This is a genomic window from Gilliamella apis (assembly GCF_030758615.1).
Taxonomy (GTDB): domain Bacteria; phylum Pseudomonadota; class Gammaproteobacteria; order Enterobacterales; family Orbaceae; genus Gilliamella; species Gilliamella apis_A.
In genome coordinates this window covers 2,052,107-2,070,300 of sequence record NZ_CP132381.1, presented here as the reverse complement: position 1 = coordinate 2,070,300, position 18,194 = coordinate 2,052,107, and the positions used below count along the sequence as shown (strand labels likewise).

Here is an 18,194-nt window from a genome sequence, read left to right as displayed (position 1 = left end):
CTATGATTTCTTTCTCAAAAGAACAAATATTTATTGTGACTGGTGCTAGTTCTGGTATTGGAGAAGGTATTGCTCTTCTAATTAATTCATTAGGCGCTACAGTTATAGCTATAGGAAGAAATCAAGAAAGATTATTATCATTGAAGTCTAAATCAAAAAATCCAGATTCTTTATTTTTAGAACAAAAAGATTTAACCGAGAATATTAGTGAGCTACCGAACTATATTAGAACTCTTAAAGATAAATATGGTAAGTTTACTGGTCTTGTTTGTAGTGCAGGGATGGATATGCCTTCACCATTAGTTGCATTAGATCTTAACAATGGTAAATCATTATTTAATATTAATTATTTTGCTCCTATTTTTCTAGCAAAAGGATTTGTTGATAAAAGAGTCAATATTGGATTAGGCGCCAGTATCGTATTTATCGCTTCTACGGCTGGAGTTTACCCAGAGAAAGGACAAACATATTATGCAGCTTCGAAAGCAGCATTAATTGCAGGTGCAAAATCAATCAGCAAAGAAATTTCACATCGAGGTTTACGTTGTAATTGTATATCCCCAGCTTTTGTTGACACACCTATGTATCAGAAAAACAAGGAGTCAATAGGGACTAATTTATCAAATTATGCATTAGGTATTGGAAAACCATCTGATTTAGCTGATATGACCGTTTTTTTATTATCGAACAAAGCGCGTTGGATTACAGGACAAAACTATATTTTAGATGGGGGATGTTTTGGCTAAGCACAAAAAAGTAGAACTTATTATAGGAAAACATGTAGATCTACGTGAAGTTGAGCTTTCAGATGCCGAATTTATTTTGTCTTTGAGAACAGATGAATTGAAATCAAAATTTTTGCATAAAACAGAAAATGATTTACAAAAACAAATAGAATATCTTAAAAATTATAAAACATTGGATAATGAGTATTATTTTATTATAGAAAATAAGAAAGGAAATCCATTAGGAACGGTTAGACTTTATAATTTAAAAGAAAATCAATGTACCGGCGGCAGTTGGATAATGAAAAGCGGTTCTACAGTTCAAGAAGTAATAGAAGGTGATTTATTGTTACAACATTTTGTTTTTAATATTCTTAATTTAGAAAATAACTATTTTGATGTTAGAAAAGGTAACAATAAAGTTATCAAATTTCATAAAATGAAAGGTGCCAAAGAAATAAATCAAGATGAAAAGAATTTTTACTTTGTATTAAATAAAAGGGATTTTGAAAAATCTAAAGACTTTTTCTCTAATCTTCTATAAATTAAAACATTAAAATTCTCTTATTATTAATATATATTTATATCTATATCTTTAGGATTAGTTTATATGAAAAAAAAAGAGTATCCCTTAATTTCTGTAATTATATCAGCTTATAATCATGAAAAATATATCAAAGAAACAATTGACTCAATAATTAATCAAACTTATCCTAATTTAGAATTAATTGTGATAGATGATGGTTCTACAGATCAAACTTATAATAACTTATTAAAACTAAAAAAAACATGTGATAAACGATTCCTCAGAACTGTTTTTAAAACTCAAGAAAATAAGGGCGTTGCATATAATTCTAAACAACTAATATCGATCGCTAATGGCGAATATGTTTATATGATAGGTTCTGATGATGTTGCAAAACCACATGCAATTAGTTTTTTATATGAATTCTTATCTAAAAATAAAGATTATGGTTTAGCATCGGGTGATAATGAACTTATTGATTCGAATTCAAACAAAATTTACTGGGACTATAATAGAAATATTATTTATGATAAAGAACAAGCTATTTATTCTACGCTTCAAACATTTTGGGTTGATGAAATATACCGAGTATGGCCCCATTTAATAGGAAAAATGCCACCTGAATTAGAATCATCAGGAGATGTTTCATATGAGTGGTTTTGGTATAACAATGTTGTTGCCAATGGATATTTAGTTCGTAAAAGTGTTCTTAACTTAATAAAACCTCATACTGTAAATGTTCCGATTGAAGATATTTTCCTTCATTTTCAAATTACGAAATATTCAAAAGAAAAAGTATTTCCAGATATTTTAGCATCATATCGGTGGCATCAGAAAAATACTGTAGGATCAATAAAACACGATATTGGTTGTATTGCAACTCGAATGTATGAATTGTATCTAATTGAGGAATACTATCCTGAGATAAATAATAAATATAATCTAACACAAAGCCCAATGTATTGTTACTGGTTGGAAAGATGGAATATAGTTAAAAAATCTAAATTATGGGATGAAAAATACTATTGCAGAAAATATCCGGAAATCATTGAGGAGGGGTGGATACCGTTGGTTCATTATGTAAGCTTTGGTTCTCATGAAAATTATTACCCATCAGCTTTTTTCGAAAAATTTCCAAATTTTCTAAATTTTGAATTAACCCATTTTAATTTATCAAAAGGCCGGAGATTAAAATTAAAAATCTATTACAGGTTATGGAAATTTTTGGATGTAAGATATAGTAATATTGAAAGTAAACAAAAAAGTTCTTATTTGGAACTTTGGGCTAATAAAGTTTATAAAATTGTTTCATATAAATTAAGAAAAAGTCATACTCCAATTCCAAAAAGTAAATCATTATTTGGTATTAAGGAACGCATGAAAAATATTTTCTACTGTATAATGATTATAATTGGACAATTACCATTTTTTGATATGGTTATTAATAAAAATAGAAAGAATAAATATATCTCAAAGGTATATGAAAATAATAATTTATAAAGGTTTTTATTATGATACATTTTCTAAATTTACAAAAGATAAATAATTTTTACAATGAAGAAATTTTAAAACGGATAAATACTATTTTTGAAAAAGGTTGGTATTTACAAGGCGATGAAAATCATATTTTTAATGAAGCATTTGCTACTTATTGTGGAGTGAAATATGCTGTTGGTGTAGCAAATGGTTTAGATGCACTTAATTTAATAATTAAAGCATACGGTTTTGGTTCAGATGATGAAATTATTGTTCCTGCTAATACTTATATAGCATCAACACTAGCCATCTCAGCAAATGGCTGTAAACCTGTGTTGGTTGAACCCGATCTTAATACATATAATATTAATCCAGATTTAATTGAACAAGCAATAACACCTAAAACAAAAGCTATTATGGTTGTTCATTTGTATGGTCAAGCTGTTGAAATGGAAAAAATCTGGAAATTAGCTGAAAAATATAATTTAAAAATAATTGAAGACTCTGCTCAAGCTCATGGTGCTATGTATAAAGGACGTAGGGTTGGTAATTTAGGTGATGCTAGTGGTTTTTCTTTTTATCCTGGAAAGAATCTAGGTTGCTTAGGTGATGGTGGCGCAGTAACTACAAATGATGAAGAATTATATTTGAAGATTAAGGCTATTGCTAATTATGGGTCTAATAAAAAATATGTCAATCTTTATAAAGGAGTTAATTCTAGATTAGATGAGCTACAAGCAGCAGTCATCAATGTTAAATTACCTCATTTAGACGAAGATAACAATAAGCGTCGTAAAATTGCTAATTATTATATTGAAAACATAAATAACCCATTAATTATTTTACCAAAATTGTTGCATGAGGATATGCATGTATGGCATCTGTTTGTCATAAGAACTGAAAACAGGGATGAGCTACAAAACTATTTAAAATCAAATGGAATACAAACAATTATTCATTATCCAATTCCAATACATAAGCAAGAAGCATATAAAGAATGGAATCATTTAAATTATCCAATTACTGAGAAAATACATAAAGAAGTTTTATCTTTACCTATTAGTCCAGTAATGACGGAGGTAGAAGTACTTAGAGTTGTTGATGTTATAAATGAATACAAATAAATTACCGTTAGTTTCTGTGATTATATCAGCATATAATCACGAAAATTATATCCAAGATACTATTAAATCGATTATTAGCCAAACATATGAAAAAATTGAACTAATAATTATTGATGACGGTTCTATTGATTCAACTTTTGAAAAAATTCTTGAGATGGAAAATATTTGTAAGGAACGTTTTACAAATATCATCTTTCAAAAACAACAGAACCAAGGTATTGGGGCGACTTCTAATAAGTTAATCAATTTGTCCCAAGGTAAATATATATTTTGTATAGCTTCGGATGATTTAGCTAAATCTGAAGCGATATATGAAGAAGTGTCATTTTTAGAAAAACATAGTGACTATGCATTGGTAGTTGGGGATAATGAAATTATTGATCAAAATAATATAGTTTGTTATTGGGATAAAGAAAGAAATATAATTTATGATAAGAACCTTGCCAATTACCAAACATTTGCGGATTTTCTGAAAATTAAAAAATTAGGCAATAATTTTGGAAGATATTTATACTTATATAGAGGAAATCATATACCAAATGGTTATTTAGTAAGAAAGTCTATATATGATAAGGCTGGCCTATATAATGTGAATGCGCCATTGGAAGATTGGTTCATGAATCTTCAAATTTCTAAATATAGTAAGTTTAAATATTTAGATAAAATTCTTTTTTCTTACAGATGGCATCCCCAAAATACTATAAAACAAAATAAAAAAATTAATGATATGTTTAAGCTGACCTTACAATATGAAAATATTTTGCTCAGTAATATTGATTTTAAAGATTATGATAAAGATCTATTCAATTGTTTTATGTTTGGTAAATTAACTAAAAGATTTATTATTATTCCTAATATTTTTGAATTACGTAGATACAGAAAAAACAGTGTGAAAATGTCAGTTTTACATTTTTGGGGTATTGATTTTATTCTTAATAAAAAGTTTCTTCAAATTGGATAAACATATGTTTGCAGTTGGTTGCGATGTTGAAAAAATTGATAGGTTTAATGATAAAGTTTCAAATTTCTCTTTTTTGAACAAAATTTTTACAAAAATAGAGTTAAATTATTGTTTATCTAAATCTTATCCCGCACAGCATCTTGCAGTAAGATTTTGTGCAAAAGAATCAATTATTAAAGCACTTTATAATTTAAATATTATTGATGTATTGGTTAATGAAATTGAAATTGAAAACGATAAAGCAAAAAATCATCCTATAGCAAGAATATTAAATAATAAATATGATTATCTAAATATTCGAATTAGTTTGTCTCATGATAGAGATACTGCTATGGCTGTTGCTATCATTTATACCAATTAATTTTTGAATAAATTTATTGTATACATTAGGAAAATAACACATGAAATTTATTGTTACTGGAGGTGCAGGTTTTATTGGTTCCGCGGTCGTTAGACTGATTATCAATAATACTGATGACGAAGTTTTGGTTATAGATAAATTAACATATGCTGGTAATTTAGAATCATTATCCGAAGTTTCTGACAAAGGAAGATTTCATTTTAAACAAATTGATATTTGCGATCGAAAATCTATCGATATGATAATTAATGATTTCCGTCCTGATCTTATTATGCATCTAGCAGCAGAAAGTCATGTAGATCGTTCAATTGATAATCCTTCAACTTTTATTGAAACTAATATAATTGGTACCTATACACTTTTAGAAGCAGCATTAGCGTATTGGAAATCATTGGATATAGTTAAAAAAGAAAGCTTCCGTTTTCATCATATTTCAACTGATGAAGTCTATGGTGATTTACATGGGACAACAGATTTATTTACTGAAAAAACGCCTTATTCACCAAGTAGTCCTTATTCTGCTTCAAAAGCATCAAGTGATCACCTTGTTCGAGCTTGGCATAGGACTTTTGAGCTACCAATAGTTATTACTAATTGTTCAAATAATTATGGACCTTATCACTTCCCAGAAAAATTAATTCCATTAATGATCTTAAATGCATTAGAAGGGAAACCTTTGCCTGTTTATGGTAATGGTCAACAAATCAGAGATTGGCTATATGTCGAGGATCATGCTAGAGCTCTTTATTTAGTTGCGACTCAAGCCAAAGTTGGAGGAAATTATAATATCGGTGGTTACAATGAGCAAAAAAATATTGATGTTGTAAATCTAATATGTGATCTACTTGAAGAATTGGTTCCTAATAAACCGAATGGTGTTATTAATTATAAAGATTTAATTTGTTTTGTTACTGATAGACCAGGGCATGATCAACGTTATGCTATTGATTCTTCAAAATTATACCATGATTTAGGTTGGAAACCACAGGAAACATTTGAGAGTGGTATGCGTAAAACAGTAGAATGGTATTTAAAAAATAGTGAGTGGTGCAATCATATAAAAGATGGTTCATACGCTAGACCAAGGCATGGTATTTTTAAAAAATAGGGTAAATTATGAAAGGTATTGTATTAGCAGGTGGCTCAGGGACTCGTCTTTATCCTATAACAAGGGGGATATCAAAGCAATTATTACCAATATATGATAAACCTATGATATATTATCCTTTATCTGTGCTTATGTTAGCTGGAATTCGTGATATTTTGGTCATTACTACACCAGATGATCTACCAATGTTTAAACGGTTATTAGGTGATGGTAGTAGATTTGGTATTAAACTTAGTTATGCCCAACAGTCAAAACCAGAAGGATTGGCACAAGCTTTTATCATTGGTGAAGAATTTATTCAAAATCAGCGATCTGCTCTAATTTTAGGTGATAATCTTTTTTTTGGCGAAAGCTTTGGTAGGAAGTTAGGAAAAGTTGTATCTCATAAAGACGGTGCTACAATTTTTGGCTATCAGGTAGTTGATCCAGAACGTTTTGGTGTTGTAGATTTCGATGAAAATTTTAAAGCATTATCAATTGAAGAAAAACCAATCAAACCAAAATCGAATTGGGCTGTAACTGGACTCTATTTTTATGATGAAAACGTAGTTGAGATGGCAAAACAAGTTAATCCTTCAAGCCGTGGAGAATTAGAAATAACAACACTTAATCAAATGTATTTAGATTCTGGTTTATTGAATGTAGAGATACTTGGTAGAGGATTTGCTTGGCTAGATACTGGAACACACGATAGTTTGCTTGAAGCATCATCGTTTGTTCAAATTATTGAAAAAAGGCAAGGATTAAAAGTTGCTTGCTTAGAAGAAATTGCCTTTAGAAATGGTTGGTTGAGTGTAGAACAGATAAGAAAAGAAGCAATAGATTCGAAAAAAACATTATATGGCCAATATCTATATCAACTTGTTGAAAAGATTTAATTATGCAGATTTTTGAAACTAAAATTAACGGAATCAAAGTTATTCATCCTAAAGTAATAAATGATAATAGAGGTTATTTTTTTGAAACCTTTCAAAAAGAACGCTATCAAAAATTGTTAGGTATAAATTATGAATTTGTTCAAGATAACTTTTCTCGTTCTTTTAAAAATGTACTTAGGGGAATGCACTTCCAAGTAGATTACCCGCAAGGTAAATTATTACGAGTTGTTCAAGGTAAAGTTTTTGATGTGGCTATTGATATTCGTAAGGATTCTCCAACCTTCGGTCAATGGGTGGGGATGATTTTATCTGCAGAGAATAATAAGCAATTATGGGTTCCACCTGGATTTGCTCATGGTTTTTTAGTTTTATCGGATATTGCTGATTTTGAATATAAATGTACAAATTATTATGACTCAAAATCAGAAAGATGTTTGTTATGGAATGATCCTACAATAAACATTAGTTGGCCAATATCTAATCCAATATTATCCGCTAAAGATAAGTTAGGTAAATCTTTTGAGGAACTATTTTAAATAAATGAAAGTTTTACTAACTGGTTCAGAAGGTCAAGTAGGTCAATGTTTGAGAAATATATTTCCTTCAAGCTGGCGATTAATAGCAGTTAATCACCAACAATTGGATATCAGTAATTATTCAGCTGTTGATGATTTATTATCATTATATCAACCTGAGTTTATTGTAAACACCGCCGCATATACGGCGGTAGATAATGCAGAAGTTGAACAAGAATTAGCTTATAATGTTAATGTATTAGGCTCCAAAAATTTAGCAATCGCATCAAATAAATATCACCTAAGGCTTATTCACCTTTCAACCGATTATGTTTTTGATGGTACTAAAAATTCACCTTATTTAGAAACTGATTTAACTAATCCCATTAATGTATATGGTCAAACTAAACGTAATGGCGAATTAGCAATCCTTGAAACTGATCCTTCAGCAATAATAATTAGGACTTCATGGCTATTTAGTGAATATAACAATAATTTTGTTAAAACTATGCTAAAGTCAGCTTCCTCAAAAAAAAAATTATCGATAGTAGATGATCAATTTGGTAAACCTACCTATGCTGGTGACTTAGCAAAAACAATTGTCAAGTTATTGCGAAAAAACATTGATGGTGGAATATATCACTATTGTGGAAATGAACCCACAACATGGTATTTATTTGCTAAACAAATATTTGATATCGCTTTAAAACAGGGTACTATAACTGAAATGCCTAAAATTCTACCTATTCATACTAAAGATTTTGGTACTAAAGCATTAAGACCTTTATATTCAGTTTTATCTACTAAAAAAATAATTCAATATGGTATCAAAGATTCTGATTGGAAAAAAGAATTAGCAATATGTATTTCCAAAATTAAATAATTATAAGGTGTCATGATAATGACTGTTTACTTTTCGGAATGGAATGCTGACTATGAAAAATATATGGTTAACTCCCTAAAATCTGAATATGATGTAGTACTTTTTAATAAATTAATGAAACATTTTAGGAATATTAATTTTTCATTAGAAAAAAGAAATTTTCCTCGTCAATGGTTTATTAATCTTAATCGATATATAAAATTAAAAAACCTAAAAGCTGAAGATATTTTATTGTGTAGTGGCTTTGCTATATCAGGATTTATAGATTTAATTAAAGATGTGAATTGTCATCGAGTTTTAGTTTTAAGAGATACTATAGATGTTTTAAACAATAGTATGAAAAACAAAAAAAAATGGCTACGTCAAGATGAAGATTATATAACTAAAATTACTCCTCATTTCGATAAAATATATAGTTTTGATTTCGATGATTGTAGAAAATATAATTTTACCTATTTGAACCAGTTTTTGCCTTTTACTTTTTCTGAAATGAAAAAGATTAGAATCGAATTAGATAATAAAAATCTTTCAAAAAACTGTTTTTTTATTGGCGAGTATTTGGAACATCGAGTTGAAATAATTAATAAATTAGCACCTAGATTGCAAGATGATAATTATAAAATTGATTTTAATTTGATTAATTATGACATAGTTAAAGATATATCATCGACTTTGAAAGAATCAAACTTTTATAAGTTAGGGAAAAAAATTAGTTATTTTGAAAATATAGAAAAAGTAAAAGAAAGTGATGTTATTCTGGAAATAGGACAAATAGGTCAAACAGGAATAACATTAAGAGCTATAGAAGCGATCTTATTTAATAAAAAATTAATAACTACTAACAAATCTATTAGAGAATATAATTTTTACAATCCAGAACAGATTTTTATTCTTGAAGATGAAAATTATATGAATATTTCAGTATTTTTACAGACAACGTTTTCACCTATTTCCTTAGACATTTTATATCAATACAGTGCTGATGCAATGTTAACTAAAATTATTAATGATATTCATATAATATAGAAAAAATTATCAGCTTTTAGTTATTTTTTTTAGATAATATAGGATATTGCAAATTATTCCAGAAAAATATTTTTTCTGATGCATTTTATGTTTTGAGCAATATCTCATTTGATTAGCATTCGTAGCTGATAGTAATGGTATTGATTTTAAGGGAGATCGTTCTTTAACGGTTATAAAATATTGTGAGCATTTATAATCTTTCGCCCATGTATGCCAAGGTTTAGTTGGTCCGATATAATGGATTAATATTGTTTGATCTAAAATGGGAGAATAAATTTTATTTTTAGTCTTATATTTTAGTTCATAATTAACACTAACTTGTTGATTATATTTACTATCAAGATATTTAACTTTTTTTAATAATAGTAAATTTAAAACATCCTGATCAAGGTGAGTCAGTTTTTTTGATTTATTAATATCAGATAGCATTTTCAATGCTTGGCTATTTATATTTAATTCATTCCATTTATTTAAATTAATTAGTAAAAATCCTGCATTAAAATAACCTTTAGATAAATTGGGTTCATTTAGCCGAATTGCACATTTATTCCACCATATAGCATCTTTGTCTTTTACTACATAAGCAATATTGTCATCAAATTGCAATGAAAATAATTCTTCTAAGGAGCCTTTACATATAATATCTGCATCAATATATAGAATTTTATCAATTTTTTGATAAAAATAATTAGCTACTATAAATCGAAAATAAGTCGCTATAGTCCAAATTTTTGTAGTTGGTAGTTCAGCAAAAGTATCATCATCTACTAAATAAATTGTTATGTTCACGTTAAATTGTTTATTTAATAATTTCATGATCCTTTCGAATTCAGATGATAAACTGTTAGTGAATACATGAAATGAAAAATTAAATTTAGAGTTAAATAATAAAATCGAGGAAATGGAAACTGCACAGCCTAGAAAAAAATTACGATCAATTCCATATGCTATATTTAATGTATCAGTATTATTATTGCTGTTTGAAAAAAATTCTATTTTTTTTTTAATAATCTTGTTAGCATTAAAATACATTGATTATTTCCTATCCTTAAAAATCTACAAATAAAGTAATTGATTTAGAATATACTTACAATTGATGTAAAATTTCAATATAAACTAATAATTAGATAGACTATAAGCAAAAATGGAGTTTATTTCTAATTATTATATAGGTAATACAAATTAGTGCTACTACTAGTTGAAAAAGAATTGTAATAATATTTAAACTAAAGTGTCATAATGTATAGTATAATGGAAACAAAATAAATTTTTTTAATCCTTATGCTAAATAAATATAACTCATTAAATACTATTAAACAATTGTGGCCATTTATTTATCCACATAAAAAAGCTCTAATTGTTGCTATTATAGCACTTTTGGTAAATGCTGCGACTGATGCAACTTTAATTTCATTAACAAAACCATTGTTAGATAACGGTTTGATGGATAAGAACTATGAACTTTTAATTCTTTTTTCAATTGGTATTATTGGTTTGATGACTTTACGCGGATTATCTAATTATTGTTCAACTTATTGCCTTTCATGGCTTTCTGGTAAAGTTGTAAATAAATTTCGACAATTAATTTTTAATCACTTATTAAAAAGTTCTATAAGTTTTCTTAATAAAAATACTATAGGAGAACTGGTAACTATTATAACCTATAATACTCAATTGTTATCTAAAGCATCATCTGATGCCCTCATTATATTGGTGAGAGAAATTACATATGCTATTGGTTTAAGTATTGTAATGTTTTATGGAAATTGGAAATTAGCGCTAGTTTTACTTTTTCTTGTACCGTTGGTTATCTTTATTGCCCAGTTTATAGCGAAAAAGTTTAGACAGACTCTTATCTTTATGCAGAAAGGAGTTGGAGACATTGGTATTGCTGCTGATGAAATGATCAAGGGACATAAAGAAATATTAATTTTTAATGCCCAAAATTATGAAAAAAATAACTTTTACTCGATTAATAAATCTTTTAGAAGAAGTATTTTAAAGATTGTTTTAGTATCAGGTTTATCATCTCCAATTATTCAATTAGTTACAACTATAGCTTTAGGTTTTATATTATATTTAGTTGCAAGTCAAGCCTTAGATATTACCCCAGGCTCGTTTACAGTTGTTTTTTCTGCAATGGTTGCTTTTATGCGTCCATTAAAAGAATTAACTAGTGTTCATCTTGAATTACAAAAGGGGGCTGTTGCTTGTGAATCATTATTTAATCTTTTAGAATCAAAGATCGAAGAGGATAGAGGAATAATTGAATTAACAAGCGTTGAAGAAGGCATTGATTTTAAAAAAGTTACATATACATATCCAGAAAATACGGTACCATCATTAAAAAATATTAGTTTCAAGGTTAAAAGGGGAGAAACTATAGCTTTAGTCGGTCGCTCTGGTGCTGGAAAAACAACTATAGCAAATCTAATACCACGATTTTATGATATTGTTGACGGTGAGATATTAATCGATTCAATTAATATAAAAGAATATACGCTAAGATCATTACGTAATCAAATTGGATATGTATCTCAACAGGTTCATTTATTTAGTGGAACAATTGCTGATAATATTGCATATGGTGCTAAAAATAGGTATACCAGAGAAGATATTATAGAGGCAGCTAAGCAGGCTAATGCCATGGAATTTATAAATAAATTAGAAAATGGAATTGATACTGAAATTGGTGATAATGGAATTTTATTGTCTGGAGGACAGCGCCAACGAATAGCAATTGCAAGGGTATTACTCCGTAATAACTCAATTTTAATTTTGGATGAAGCCACCTCTGCTCTGGATAATGAGTCAGAAAGATTTGTGCAACAAGCAATTGAAAATTTAAGGAAGAATCGTACCTCTATTATTATTGCCCATAGACTATCTACCATTGAACAAGCTGACCGAATTTTGGTTATTGATCACGGAGGACTTGTAGAGGAAGGGACTCACCAAACTTTATTATCCAAAAATGGTATTTATGCCTCAATGTATCATTTACAATTTAACTCTTAATCAAAATTATATTATGAAAAAAAATAGCACAACTATTAATAACGATATCGATCGAGATTTTTCTACGTTATATACATTTTCTAAGTTATGGCCATATATAGCTAAAAATAAATTGTTGCTTTTTTTTGCAATAATATTATTAATTACTAGTGCATTTGCTGATACTTCACTTATAGCGATATTACAACCTTTGCTTGATAAAGGCTTTGTCGAAAATGATCAGAATTTTTTATTTATGGCGCCAATATATATTTTCGGCTTAGTTTTACTTCGTGGCGTCGCTAATTACGCGTATTCTTTTTTTCTTTCCCTAATTTCAACTAAGGTTGTACTTAAAATACGCCAAAGACTTTTTAACCATTTTGTTGATTCTCCTGTAAGTTTTTATGATAAAAATTCAGCTGGACGATTATTATCCCGTATAACATATGATACAGAGCAAGTAGCATCCTCGTCTTCAGATGCTTTGATTACTATTGTTCGAGAATCTGCATTCATTTTTGGATTATTTTATACAATGTTTAGCAATAGTTGGCAACTATCATTATCTCTGATTTTTATTACCCCTATTGTAATTGGTCTAATTACCTTTGTGTCAATAAAGTTTCGAAAAATGGCAAAAAACATGCAAAACTCAATGGGTAATGTCACTATGTCTGTTGAACAAATGTTAAAAGGTCATAGAGAAATTCTTCTTTTTGGTGCTCAAGATGAGGAATCAAATAACTTCGAAAAGGTTAGTAATAAATTTCGTAGAGATACTATGCGCCTAGTATCTATTTCCGCTCTATCTACACCAATTATTCAGCTTATTATTTCATTTGCGATTGCTTTTGTTTTGTTAATGGCTAGTGACCCGGAATTGAATATTACACCGGGACAATTTATTGTTGTGTTTTCTTCACTTGTTGCTTTAATGCAACCGATCAAAAGTTTAACCAATGTTAACGCTGAATTTCAAAAAGGGATGGCTGCATGTCAGACTTTATTTTCAATATTTGAACAACCCATTGAAAAAGACAGTGGTGATATTACTATTGAACGTGTGAAAGGTAATGTTGAATTTAAAAATGTTTCTTTTACATATGAAACAAGACAAGAGCCAGCATTAAAAAATATTAATTTTAAAGTAGAGCATGGTAAAACTGTTGCTTTAGTTGGGCGTTCAGGCTCCGGGAAGACCACAATAGCAAGTTTAATTACTCGCTTTTATGATATTGAAGATGGCCAAATTCTAATTGATAATTTAAATATCCAAGATTTCACATTATATAGTTTACGAAACCAAATTGGTTTAGTTTCTCAAAATGTTCATTTATTTAATGATACCATAGCAAATAATATTATTTACGGACGAATGGGGGAATATTCACAAAGTCAGATTGAAGAAGCAGCAAAAAAAGCTTATGCCTATGATTTTATAACAGGACTTGAAAAAGGTTTTGATACTATAGTCGGAGAAAATGGTACACGATTATCTGGAGGCCAACGTCAACGTATTGCCATTGCTAGGGCTTTATTACGCAATACTCCAATTTTAATTTTAGATGAAGCTACATCAGCATTGGATTCGGAATCAGAAAATGCGATACAGAAAGCATTGGATGAATTACAAAAAGGTCGCACATCAATTGTTATTGCACATAGATTATCTACAATTGAAAAAGCTGATAAAATTATAGTTATCGATAGCGGTGAAATTATTGAACAAGGAAACCATCAAGAATTATTATCGCAAAATGGTTTATATGCAAAACTTTACGAAAGTAAATTAAATTAGGTGATTAATTTGCTCAATTTAATTTATATATATATAAATGATAACAATTAAAATTTAAATAGACTTTTATAAAGGGTTTCACCAAAAGTCTATTTAGTTTGGAACTTATTGATACTTTTTAATAAAACTCTGATATTCATAAGGTTGTCCATCTACAGATAATATTAAATCATTCATTATTAATGAATGATCAATATTTACTGAATAACCCAGTAGTTTACTAAATAAATAGACAATATTTGAGGTATTTACCATTTTTTCATTATTTCTGTAATTTTCTATCTCATTACAAGGAAAATCATCGTATGTTGAATATATCATTAGCGGCACTTCAAATTGGTTACTAAAACTTTCTGATTTTCTTAATAACCCATGCCCTAAATCAACAATTTCACCATGATCAGGTGTATAAATTAAAATGAAATTATCCAGATTCACTTTTAAAGTATTATAAATTTTTTCTATCACTCTATCTGTATGATGTATCGTTAAATCGTAATTATCTACATTAGGTAGATCTTGTAAATCTAACTGATCGTAACCAAGATTATAAGGTTTATGGCTTCCAGCTAAATGAAGAACAATGAAATTATTTTCATTTTTTTGAAAGTTAGTTTCAATTAACTTCTCTGGTAGTTCAAGATCATCTTCTAAATTTTCGATAAATGTATTGCTAAGTTTAGCAATTATTGAATATTTACTGCTATGAGGGCCTGATTCTCGAGTTTTTGAAATCCAAGATGTATGATATTTTTGTGTATTTGCCATTTCAATAATATTTTTTTCTTCTAATAAAGGCAATTCATTATTGGGTTTAGCAAATGACAATAACATTGGAATCGAATCTCTTGTTATTGAAGCTGGTGAATGTGCTTTTTCTATAACACAACTGTTTTTTTGTGAAAAAATTTTGCTCATATTTGGTGTTGTATTTTTTTCGTATCCATAAATACTATGTCGACCTCTGTATGCGGACTCACCAAGAATGAGAATAATATTTTTATATTTTCCATAACTAATTGAATTATTATCTATTATTGATTGATTATATTTTTCGTGTTCAATTACATTTGTGTATTTTTCTTTAAAACCAAAATAGGAAGCTAATAATATAGAAGTGTTTCCAATTACGATAGGATATTTCATCCGAATTGATTTATTCATCGAAAAGAAAGGATCTATTTGAAAATCTCTTACATGACGTTTATCTGATATATAATAGTAGAACGTATTTTTGAATAAGAAAAAGCAACAAATAAAAATCGAAGTCCAATATAAAAATTTATTATTTAAATTTAATTGAATTTTATTATAGATATTAAAAGTAAATATTATTGAAAATAGTATCGCTGGAATTATGATCGGAAAGATTTCTTGTTGAAGCATTGTAACACTTTGCTCGGAGTCATTTTCCAAGGCTGATTTTAGAAGCGATTCCGAAATGTATCCATATTTAATACTGAAAAATAATTCAATACCTAAAATAAAGTTGAACACAAGAAATATAGAATTTCTTATCCAACTATATTTTTGGGGAATGAGTAGAAAAAACAAATATATAAGAAAAGTATAGTTAAAATTTTTTAGATTTTGAATGTTTATGATGTAAAAACTTATCAAAATAACTAAAAAATAAAAAATGATGAGCAGTTTTTGATTTTTATGATTAAAAAAATCTATTTTTTTAAGTGATTGAACATTAAATCCCTTACAAATTTTTAAAAAGTTATTTTATTTACATAATTTTATTAAATAAGTTATGTAATATTTAATTGATTGAATTATTTTTCCTCTTTTTAAGAATTGCTTTGCGTATATCCTATAATCTACAGAACGCATTTTATTTTTATAGGATTTTAATGATTGAGTGGACCAAGGAGTAAAATGTTTATAAAAACAATAAATATTTTGGGCTATCCCAGTATGTTCTTGATACCATATTTTTCTTGCACCAGTAAAATGCACAAAATAAGGTAATGATTGTTTATTATGGAAAAAAGATTCTTTTTCTTGGTCATCCATCCAAGTAAATAAATAATTCCATTTTACATCAATAAAATTAATTTGTTTTTGCAAAACAATGTTTAATGCATCTTGATCTGGGTATATAAAATTATAATTTTGCGGAGATAATAATATTTGGTTAGCTTTATTTTCTGTATCAAATTTTTTCCAATTTTGAGTATTTATGTATAAAAAACCAGAGTTAAAATATTTTTCAGCAGCTAAACCTAAACGGTTTGTATTTTGTAACATATTATTTACGTCTAAAGAGTCGGCCGTTACAGCACAAACTACCGAATCAATATCGATATTCAAAATAGAAGATATATCACTGAAGCATAGTATATCTGCATCTAAATAAATAAACTTATCAACATAATCAGGTAATAATCTTGGTACAGATAAGCGGATATACATTGAGCGATTTATATGCTTTATCTTATCATTCTGAATTTCAGAATATTTATCTAACTCATCTGTCGGGATAGAATAAAGATTAATTAAAGGACTAATTTCCTTCAGCTTGTTTTTATCTTCTTCTGAAACATCATATAAAAAAACATGAAAATGAATATTATGATTTTTATTATTAAGTATGATTGAAGTAATAGATACACCAACATGTTCTAAATAATTCGGGTCAGTACAATATACAACATTAATAATACTATTATTCATTTCAAATACTCATTAATACATTATTCTAAAATATAACATAGCTATTTTGTTATTACAAAATAGTTATATAAAATTATGTTCATATTTAATTTTTTCATAAAAATTGATTATGTTACAATAAACCAAATTTCAAATTTTGGACATCAAGCTTTCATGTTAGCAGAAAATCTTTTTATTAGTAAGGTCACTACTTTATTTAGTCATACAATTGAATCACAAGAAACAGTGCATATTGCTTTTTGTTTTGATGATAATTATGCAATGCCAGCAGGTATTGCTATGTCATCAGTTATGATTAATAATTCCGATAAAAATTTGGTTTTTCATTTATTTGCCAACAGCGTATCTGATGAGAAAATACAAAAATTTCATCAATTAAGTGAAAAAAACACCACAATAATCTGTTATGAAGTTAGCGATGAGTTTTCTATAAATCCAGATACTTTAGTGTTACATGTTTCTGCGTCAACGTGCTTACGTTTTGTAGTGCCACAAATGTTAAATAAAATAACATCCAGAGTGTTATATTTAGATTGTGATATTCTTTGTACTAACAATCTGAATCATTTAATCAATACCGACTTATCCGATAAATATGCCGCTGTAGTGCCTGATGTAGAGAAAACTCAAGAAAAACAATGTTCAGCCTGTGATATTCCATATGGCGAATATTTTAATGCGGGTATGATTTATATCAATACTGATATGTGGGTAGATAATAATCTTACCGAAAAAGCTTTTGCAATGATAAATAGTGGTAAAGTTTACAAATTTGCCGATCAGGATGTTCTGAATATATTAATGCAAGGTAAAACTCAGTTTCTACCTAAGATATTTAATCAACTTACATCGCTTACAGTTGGTGGAAAGGAAGATAGCGTTTTAAGTGATGATACGGTTATAATTCATTACGTAACTGGCAATAAACCATGGTACCAATTATATTTAACCCCCCTTTATCAACGCTATATTGCTGCTTCACCATGGGCTAACCGAAAATTATTATTAGCTAACGAGAATGCGCCCTCAACTACTAGACGTTATGCAAAGTTGTTAGCTAGTAAGCATCAATATTTCAAAGCTTTTAAATATTATTTTTTATATTTAAAACACAAAGTATTTAAAAAGTAA

17 protein-coding genes are annotated in these 18,194 nt (G+C 28.1%); 14 read left to right on the top strand and 3 right to left on the bottom strand.

Going from position 1 to position 18,194, the window contains the following annotated elements:
• Window positions 1-2: 2 nt before the first annotated feature.
• The 11 genes from RAM17_RS09515 to RAM17_RS09465 all read left to right on the top strand — a co-directional run bounded on the left by RAM17_RS09515 (window position 3) and on the right by RAM17_RS09465 (window position 9,583).
• Window positions 3-746 carry an SDR family NAD(P)-dependent oxidoreductase gene (locus tag RAM17_RS09515; RefSeq protein ID WP_110447486.1) on the top strand — a complete coding sequence of 248 codons (744 nt, stop codon included), beginning with the start codon at window positions 3-5 and terminating at the stop codon, window positions 744-746.
• A complete protein-coding gene (locus RAM17_RS09510) occupies window positions 739-1,269 on the top strand; it encodes a GNAT family N-acetyltransferase (protein ID WP_181414638.1) in 531 nt (176 codons plus the stop codon). Before RAM17_RS09515 ends, RAM17_RS09510 begins: the two co-directional genes overlap by 8 nt.
• 66 nt (window positions 1,270-1,335) lie before the next feature.
• Window positions 1,336-2,751 (top strand): glycosyltransferase family 2 protein, encoded by a 1,416-nt coding sequence (locus RAM17_RS09505; protein WP_110447488.1) that lies wholly within the window; start codon window positions 1,336-1,338, stop codon window positions 2,749-2,751.
• An 11-nt stretch (window positions 2,752-2,762) separates the two neighbouring features.
• Window positions 2,763-3,851, top strand: a complete 1,089-nt coding sequence (locus RAM17_RS09500) for a DegT/DnrJ/EryC1/StrS family aminotransferase (RefSeq protein WP_110447489.1) — start codon at window positions 2,763-2,765, stop codon at window positions 3,849-3,851.
• A complete protein-coding gene (locus RAM17_RS09495) occupies window positions 3,838-4,812 on the top strand; it encodes a glycosyltransferase (RefSeq protein WP_110447490.1) in 975 nt (324 codons plus the stop codon). The genes RAM17_RS09500 and RAM17_RS09495 overlap by 14 nt, the downstream gene beginning before the upstream one ends.
• A gap of 4 nt (window positions 4,813-4,816) precedes the next feature.
• On the top strand, window positions 4,817-5,173 hold the full coding sequence (locus tag RAM17_RS09490) for a holo-ACP synthase (RefSeq protein WP_110447491.1): 357 nt from the start codon (window positions 4,817-4,819) through the stop codon (window positions 5,171-5,173).
• A gap of 40 nt (window positions 5,174-5,213) precedes the next feature.
• On the top strand, window positions 5,214-6,281 hold the full coding sequence (rfbB, locus tag RAM17_RS09485; RefSeq protein ID WP_110447492.1) for a dTDP-glucose 4,6-dehydratase: 1,068 nt from the start codon (window positions 5,214-5,216) through the stop codon (window positions 6,279-6,281).
• An 8-nt stretch (window positions 6,282-6,289) separates the two neighbouring features.
• A complete protein-coding gene (gene rfbA, locus RAM17_RS09480) occupies window positions 6,290-7,159 on the top strand; it encodes a glucose-1-phosphate thymidylyltransferase RfbA (protein WP_110447493.1) in 870 nt (289 codons plus the stop codon).
• Window positions 7,160-7,161: 2 nt separating this feature from the next.
• A complete protein-coding gene (rfbC, locus tag RAM17_RS09475; RefSeq protein WP_110447494.1) occupies window positions 7,162-7,695 on the top strand; it encodes a dTDP-4-dehydrorhamnose 3,5-epimerase in 534 nt (177 codons plus the stop codon).
• Between the two features lie 4 nt (window positions 7,696-7,699).
• Window positions 7,700-8,557 carry a dTDP-4-dehydrorhamnose reductase gene (gene rfbD, locus RAM17_RS09470; protein WP_110447495.1) on the top strand — a complete coding sequence of 286 codons (858 nt, stop codon included), beginning with the start codon at window positions 7,700-7,702 and terminating at the stop codon, window positions 8,555-8,557.
• Between the two features lie 18 nt (window positions 8,558-8,575).
• Window positions 8,576-9,583: a hypothetical protein gene (locus tag RAM17_RS09465; RefSeq protein WP_110447496.1), complete on the top strand. Its 1,008-nt coding sequence runs from the start codon at window positions 8,576-8,578 to the stop codon at window positions 9,581-9,583.
• Window positions 9,584-9,592: 9 nt separating this feature from the next.
• Here the strand turns inward: RAM17_RS09465 and RAM17_RS09460 are convergent, their stop codons facing one another.
• Window positions 9,593-10,615, bottom strand: coding sequence for a glycosyltransferase (locus tag RAM17_RS09460; RefSeq protein ID WP_110447497.1), 1,023 nt, complete (start codon window positions 10,613-10,615; stop codon window positions 9,593-9,595).
• A gap of 249 nt (window positions 10,616-10,864) precedes the next feature.
• On the opposite strand from RAM17_RS09460, the gene msbA (RAM17_RS09455) reads away from it, so the two are divergent.
• The gene (msbA, locus tag RAM17_RS09455; RefSeq protein WP_110447498.1) at window positions 10,865-12,601 is read left to right on the top strand and encodes a lipid A export permease/ATP-binding protein MsbA; all 1,737 of its coding nucleotides are present in this window, start codon (window positions 10,865-10,867) and stop codon (window positions 12,599-12,601) included.
• 13 nt (window positions 12,602-12,614) lie between these two features.
• Entirely contained in the window at window positions 12,615-14,381 is a 1,767-nt protein-coding gene (gene msbA, locus RAM17_RS09450; RefSeq protein WP_220000040.1) for a lipid A ABC transporter ATP-binding protein/permease MsbA, read from the top strand.
• 105 nt (window positions 14,382-14,486) lie between these two features.
• Here the strand turns inward: msbA (RAM17_RS09450) and RAM17_RS09445 are convergent, their stop codons facing one another.
• Together RAM17_RS09445 and RAM17_RS09440 are read right to left on the bottom strand one after the other, a co-directional pair.
• Complete coding sequence (locus RAM17_RS09445) at window positions 14,487-15,767, bottom strand: phosphoethanolamine transferase (protein ID WP_110447499.1); 1,281 nt, start codon at window positions 15,765-15,767, stop codon at window positions 14,487-14,489.
• Between the two features lie 345 nt (window positions 15,768-16,112).
• Window positions 16,113-17,063 (bottom strand): glycosyltransferase family 8 protein, encoded by a 951-nt coding sequence (locus RAM17_RS09440; protein WP_110447500.1) that lies wholly within the window; start codon window positions 17,061-17,063, stop codon window positions 16,113-16,115.
• A gap of 153 nt (window positions 17,064-17,216) precedes the next feature.
• On the opposite strand from RAM17_RS09440, the gene RAM17_RS09435 reads away from it, so the two are divergent.
• Window positions 17,217-18,194 carry a glycosyltransferase family 8 protein gene (locus RAM17_RS09435; protein ID WP_181414639.1) on the top strand — a complete coding sequence of 326 codons (978 nt, stop codon included), beginning with the start codon at window positions 17,217-17,219 and terminating at the stop codon, window positions 18,192-18,194.

Excerpts from the sequence above, each read along its gene's own strand:
- msbA (WP_110447498.1), top strand. The coding sequence starts at position 10,865 with ATGCTAAATAAATATAACTCATTAAATACTATTAAACAATTGTGGCCA.
- RAM17_RS09445 (WP_110447499.1), bottom strand. The coding sequence starts at position 15,767 with ATGCTTCAACAAGAAATCTTTCCGATCATAATTCCAGCGATACTATTT.
- RAM17_RS09460 (WP_110447497.1), bottom strand. The coding sequence starts at position 10,615 with ATGTATTTTAATGCTAACAAGATTATTAAAAAAAAAATAGAATTTTTT.
- msbA (WP_220000040.1), top strand. The coding sequence starts at position 12,615 with ATGAAAAAAAATAGCACAACTATTAATAACGATATCGATCGAGATTTT.
- rfbA (WP_110447493.1), top strand. The coding sequence starts at position 6,290 with ATGAAAGGTATTGTATTAGCAGGTGGCTCAGGGACTCGTCTTTATCCT.
- RAM17_RS09465 (WP_110447496.1), top strand. The coding sequence starts at position 8,576 with ATGACTGTTTACTTTTCGGAATGGAATGCTGACTATGAAAAATATATG.
- RAM17_RS09490 (WP_110447491.1), top strand. The coding sequence starts at position 4,817 with ATGTTTGCAGTTGGTTGCGATGTTGAAAAAATTGATAGGTTTAATGAT.
- RAM17_RS09505 (WP_110447488.1), top strand. The coding sequence starts at position 1,336 with ATGAAAAAAAAAGAGTATCCCTTAATTTCTGTAATTATATCAGCTTAT.
- rfbB (WP_110447492.1), top strand. The coding sequence starts at position 5,214 with ATGAAATTTATTGTTACTGGAGGTGCAGGTTTTATTGGTTCCGCGGTC.
- RAM17_RS09500 (WP_110447489.1), top strand. The coding sequence starts at position 2,763 with ATGATACATTTTCTAAATTTACAAAAGATAAATAATTTTTACAATGAA.
- rfbC (WP_110447494.1), top strand. The coding sequence starts at position 7,162 with ATGCAGATTTTTGAAACTAAAATTAACGGAATCAAAGTTATTCATCCT.
- RAM17_RS09440 (WP_110447500.1), bottom strand. The coding sequence starts at position 17,063 with ATGAATAATAGTATTATTAATGTTGTATATTGTACTGACCCGAATTAT.
- RAM17_RS09435 (WP_181414639.1), top strand. The coding sequence starts at position 17,217 with ATGTTAGCAGAAAATCTTTTTATTAGTAAGGTCACTACTTTATTTAGT.
- RAM17_RS09495 (WP_110447490.1), top strand. The coding sequence starts at position 3,838 with ATGAATACAAATAAATTACCGTTAGTTTCTGTGATTATATCAGCATAT.
- rfbD (WP_110447495.1), top strand. The coding sequence starts at position 7,700 with ATGAAAGTTTTACTAACTGGTTCAGAAGGTCAAGTAGGTCAATGTTTG.
- RAM17_RS09515 (WP_110447486.1), top strand. The coding sequence starts at position 3 with ATGATTTCTTTCTCAAAAGAACAAATATTTATTGTGACTGGTGCTAGT.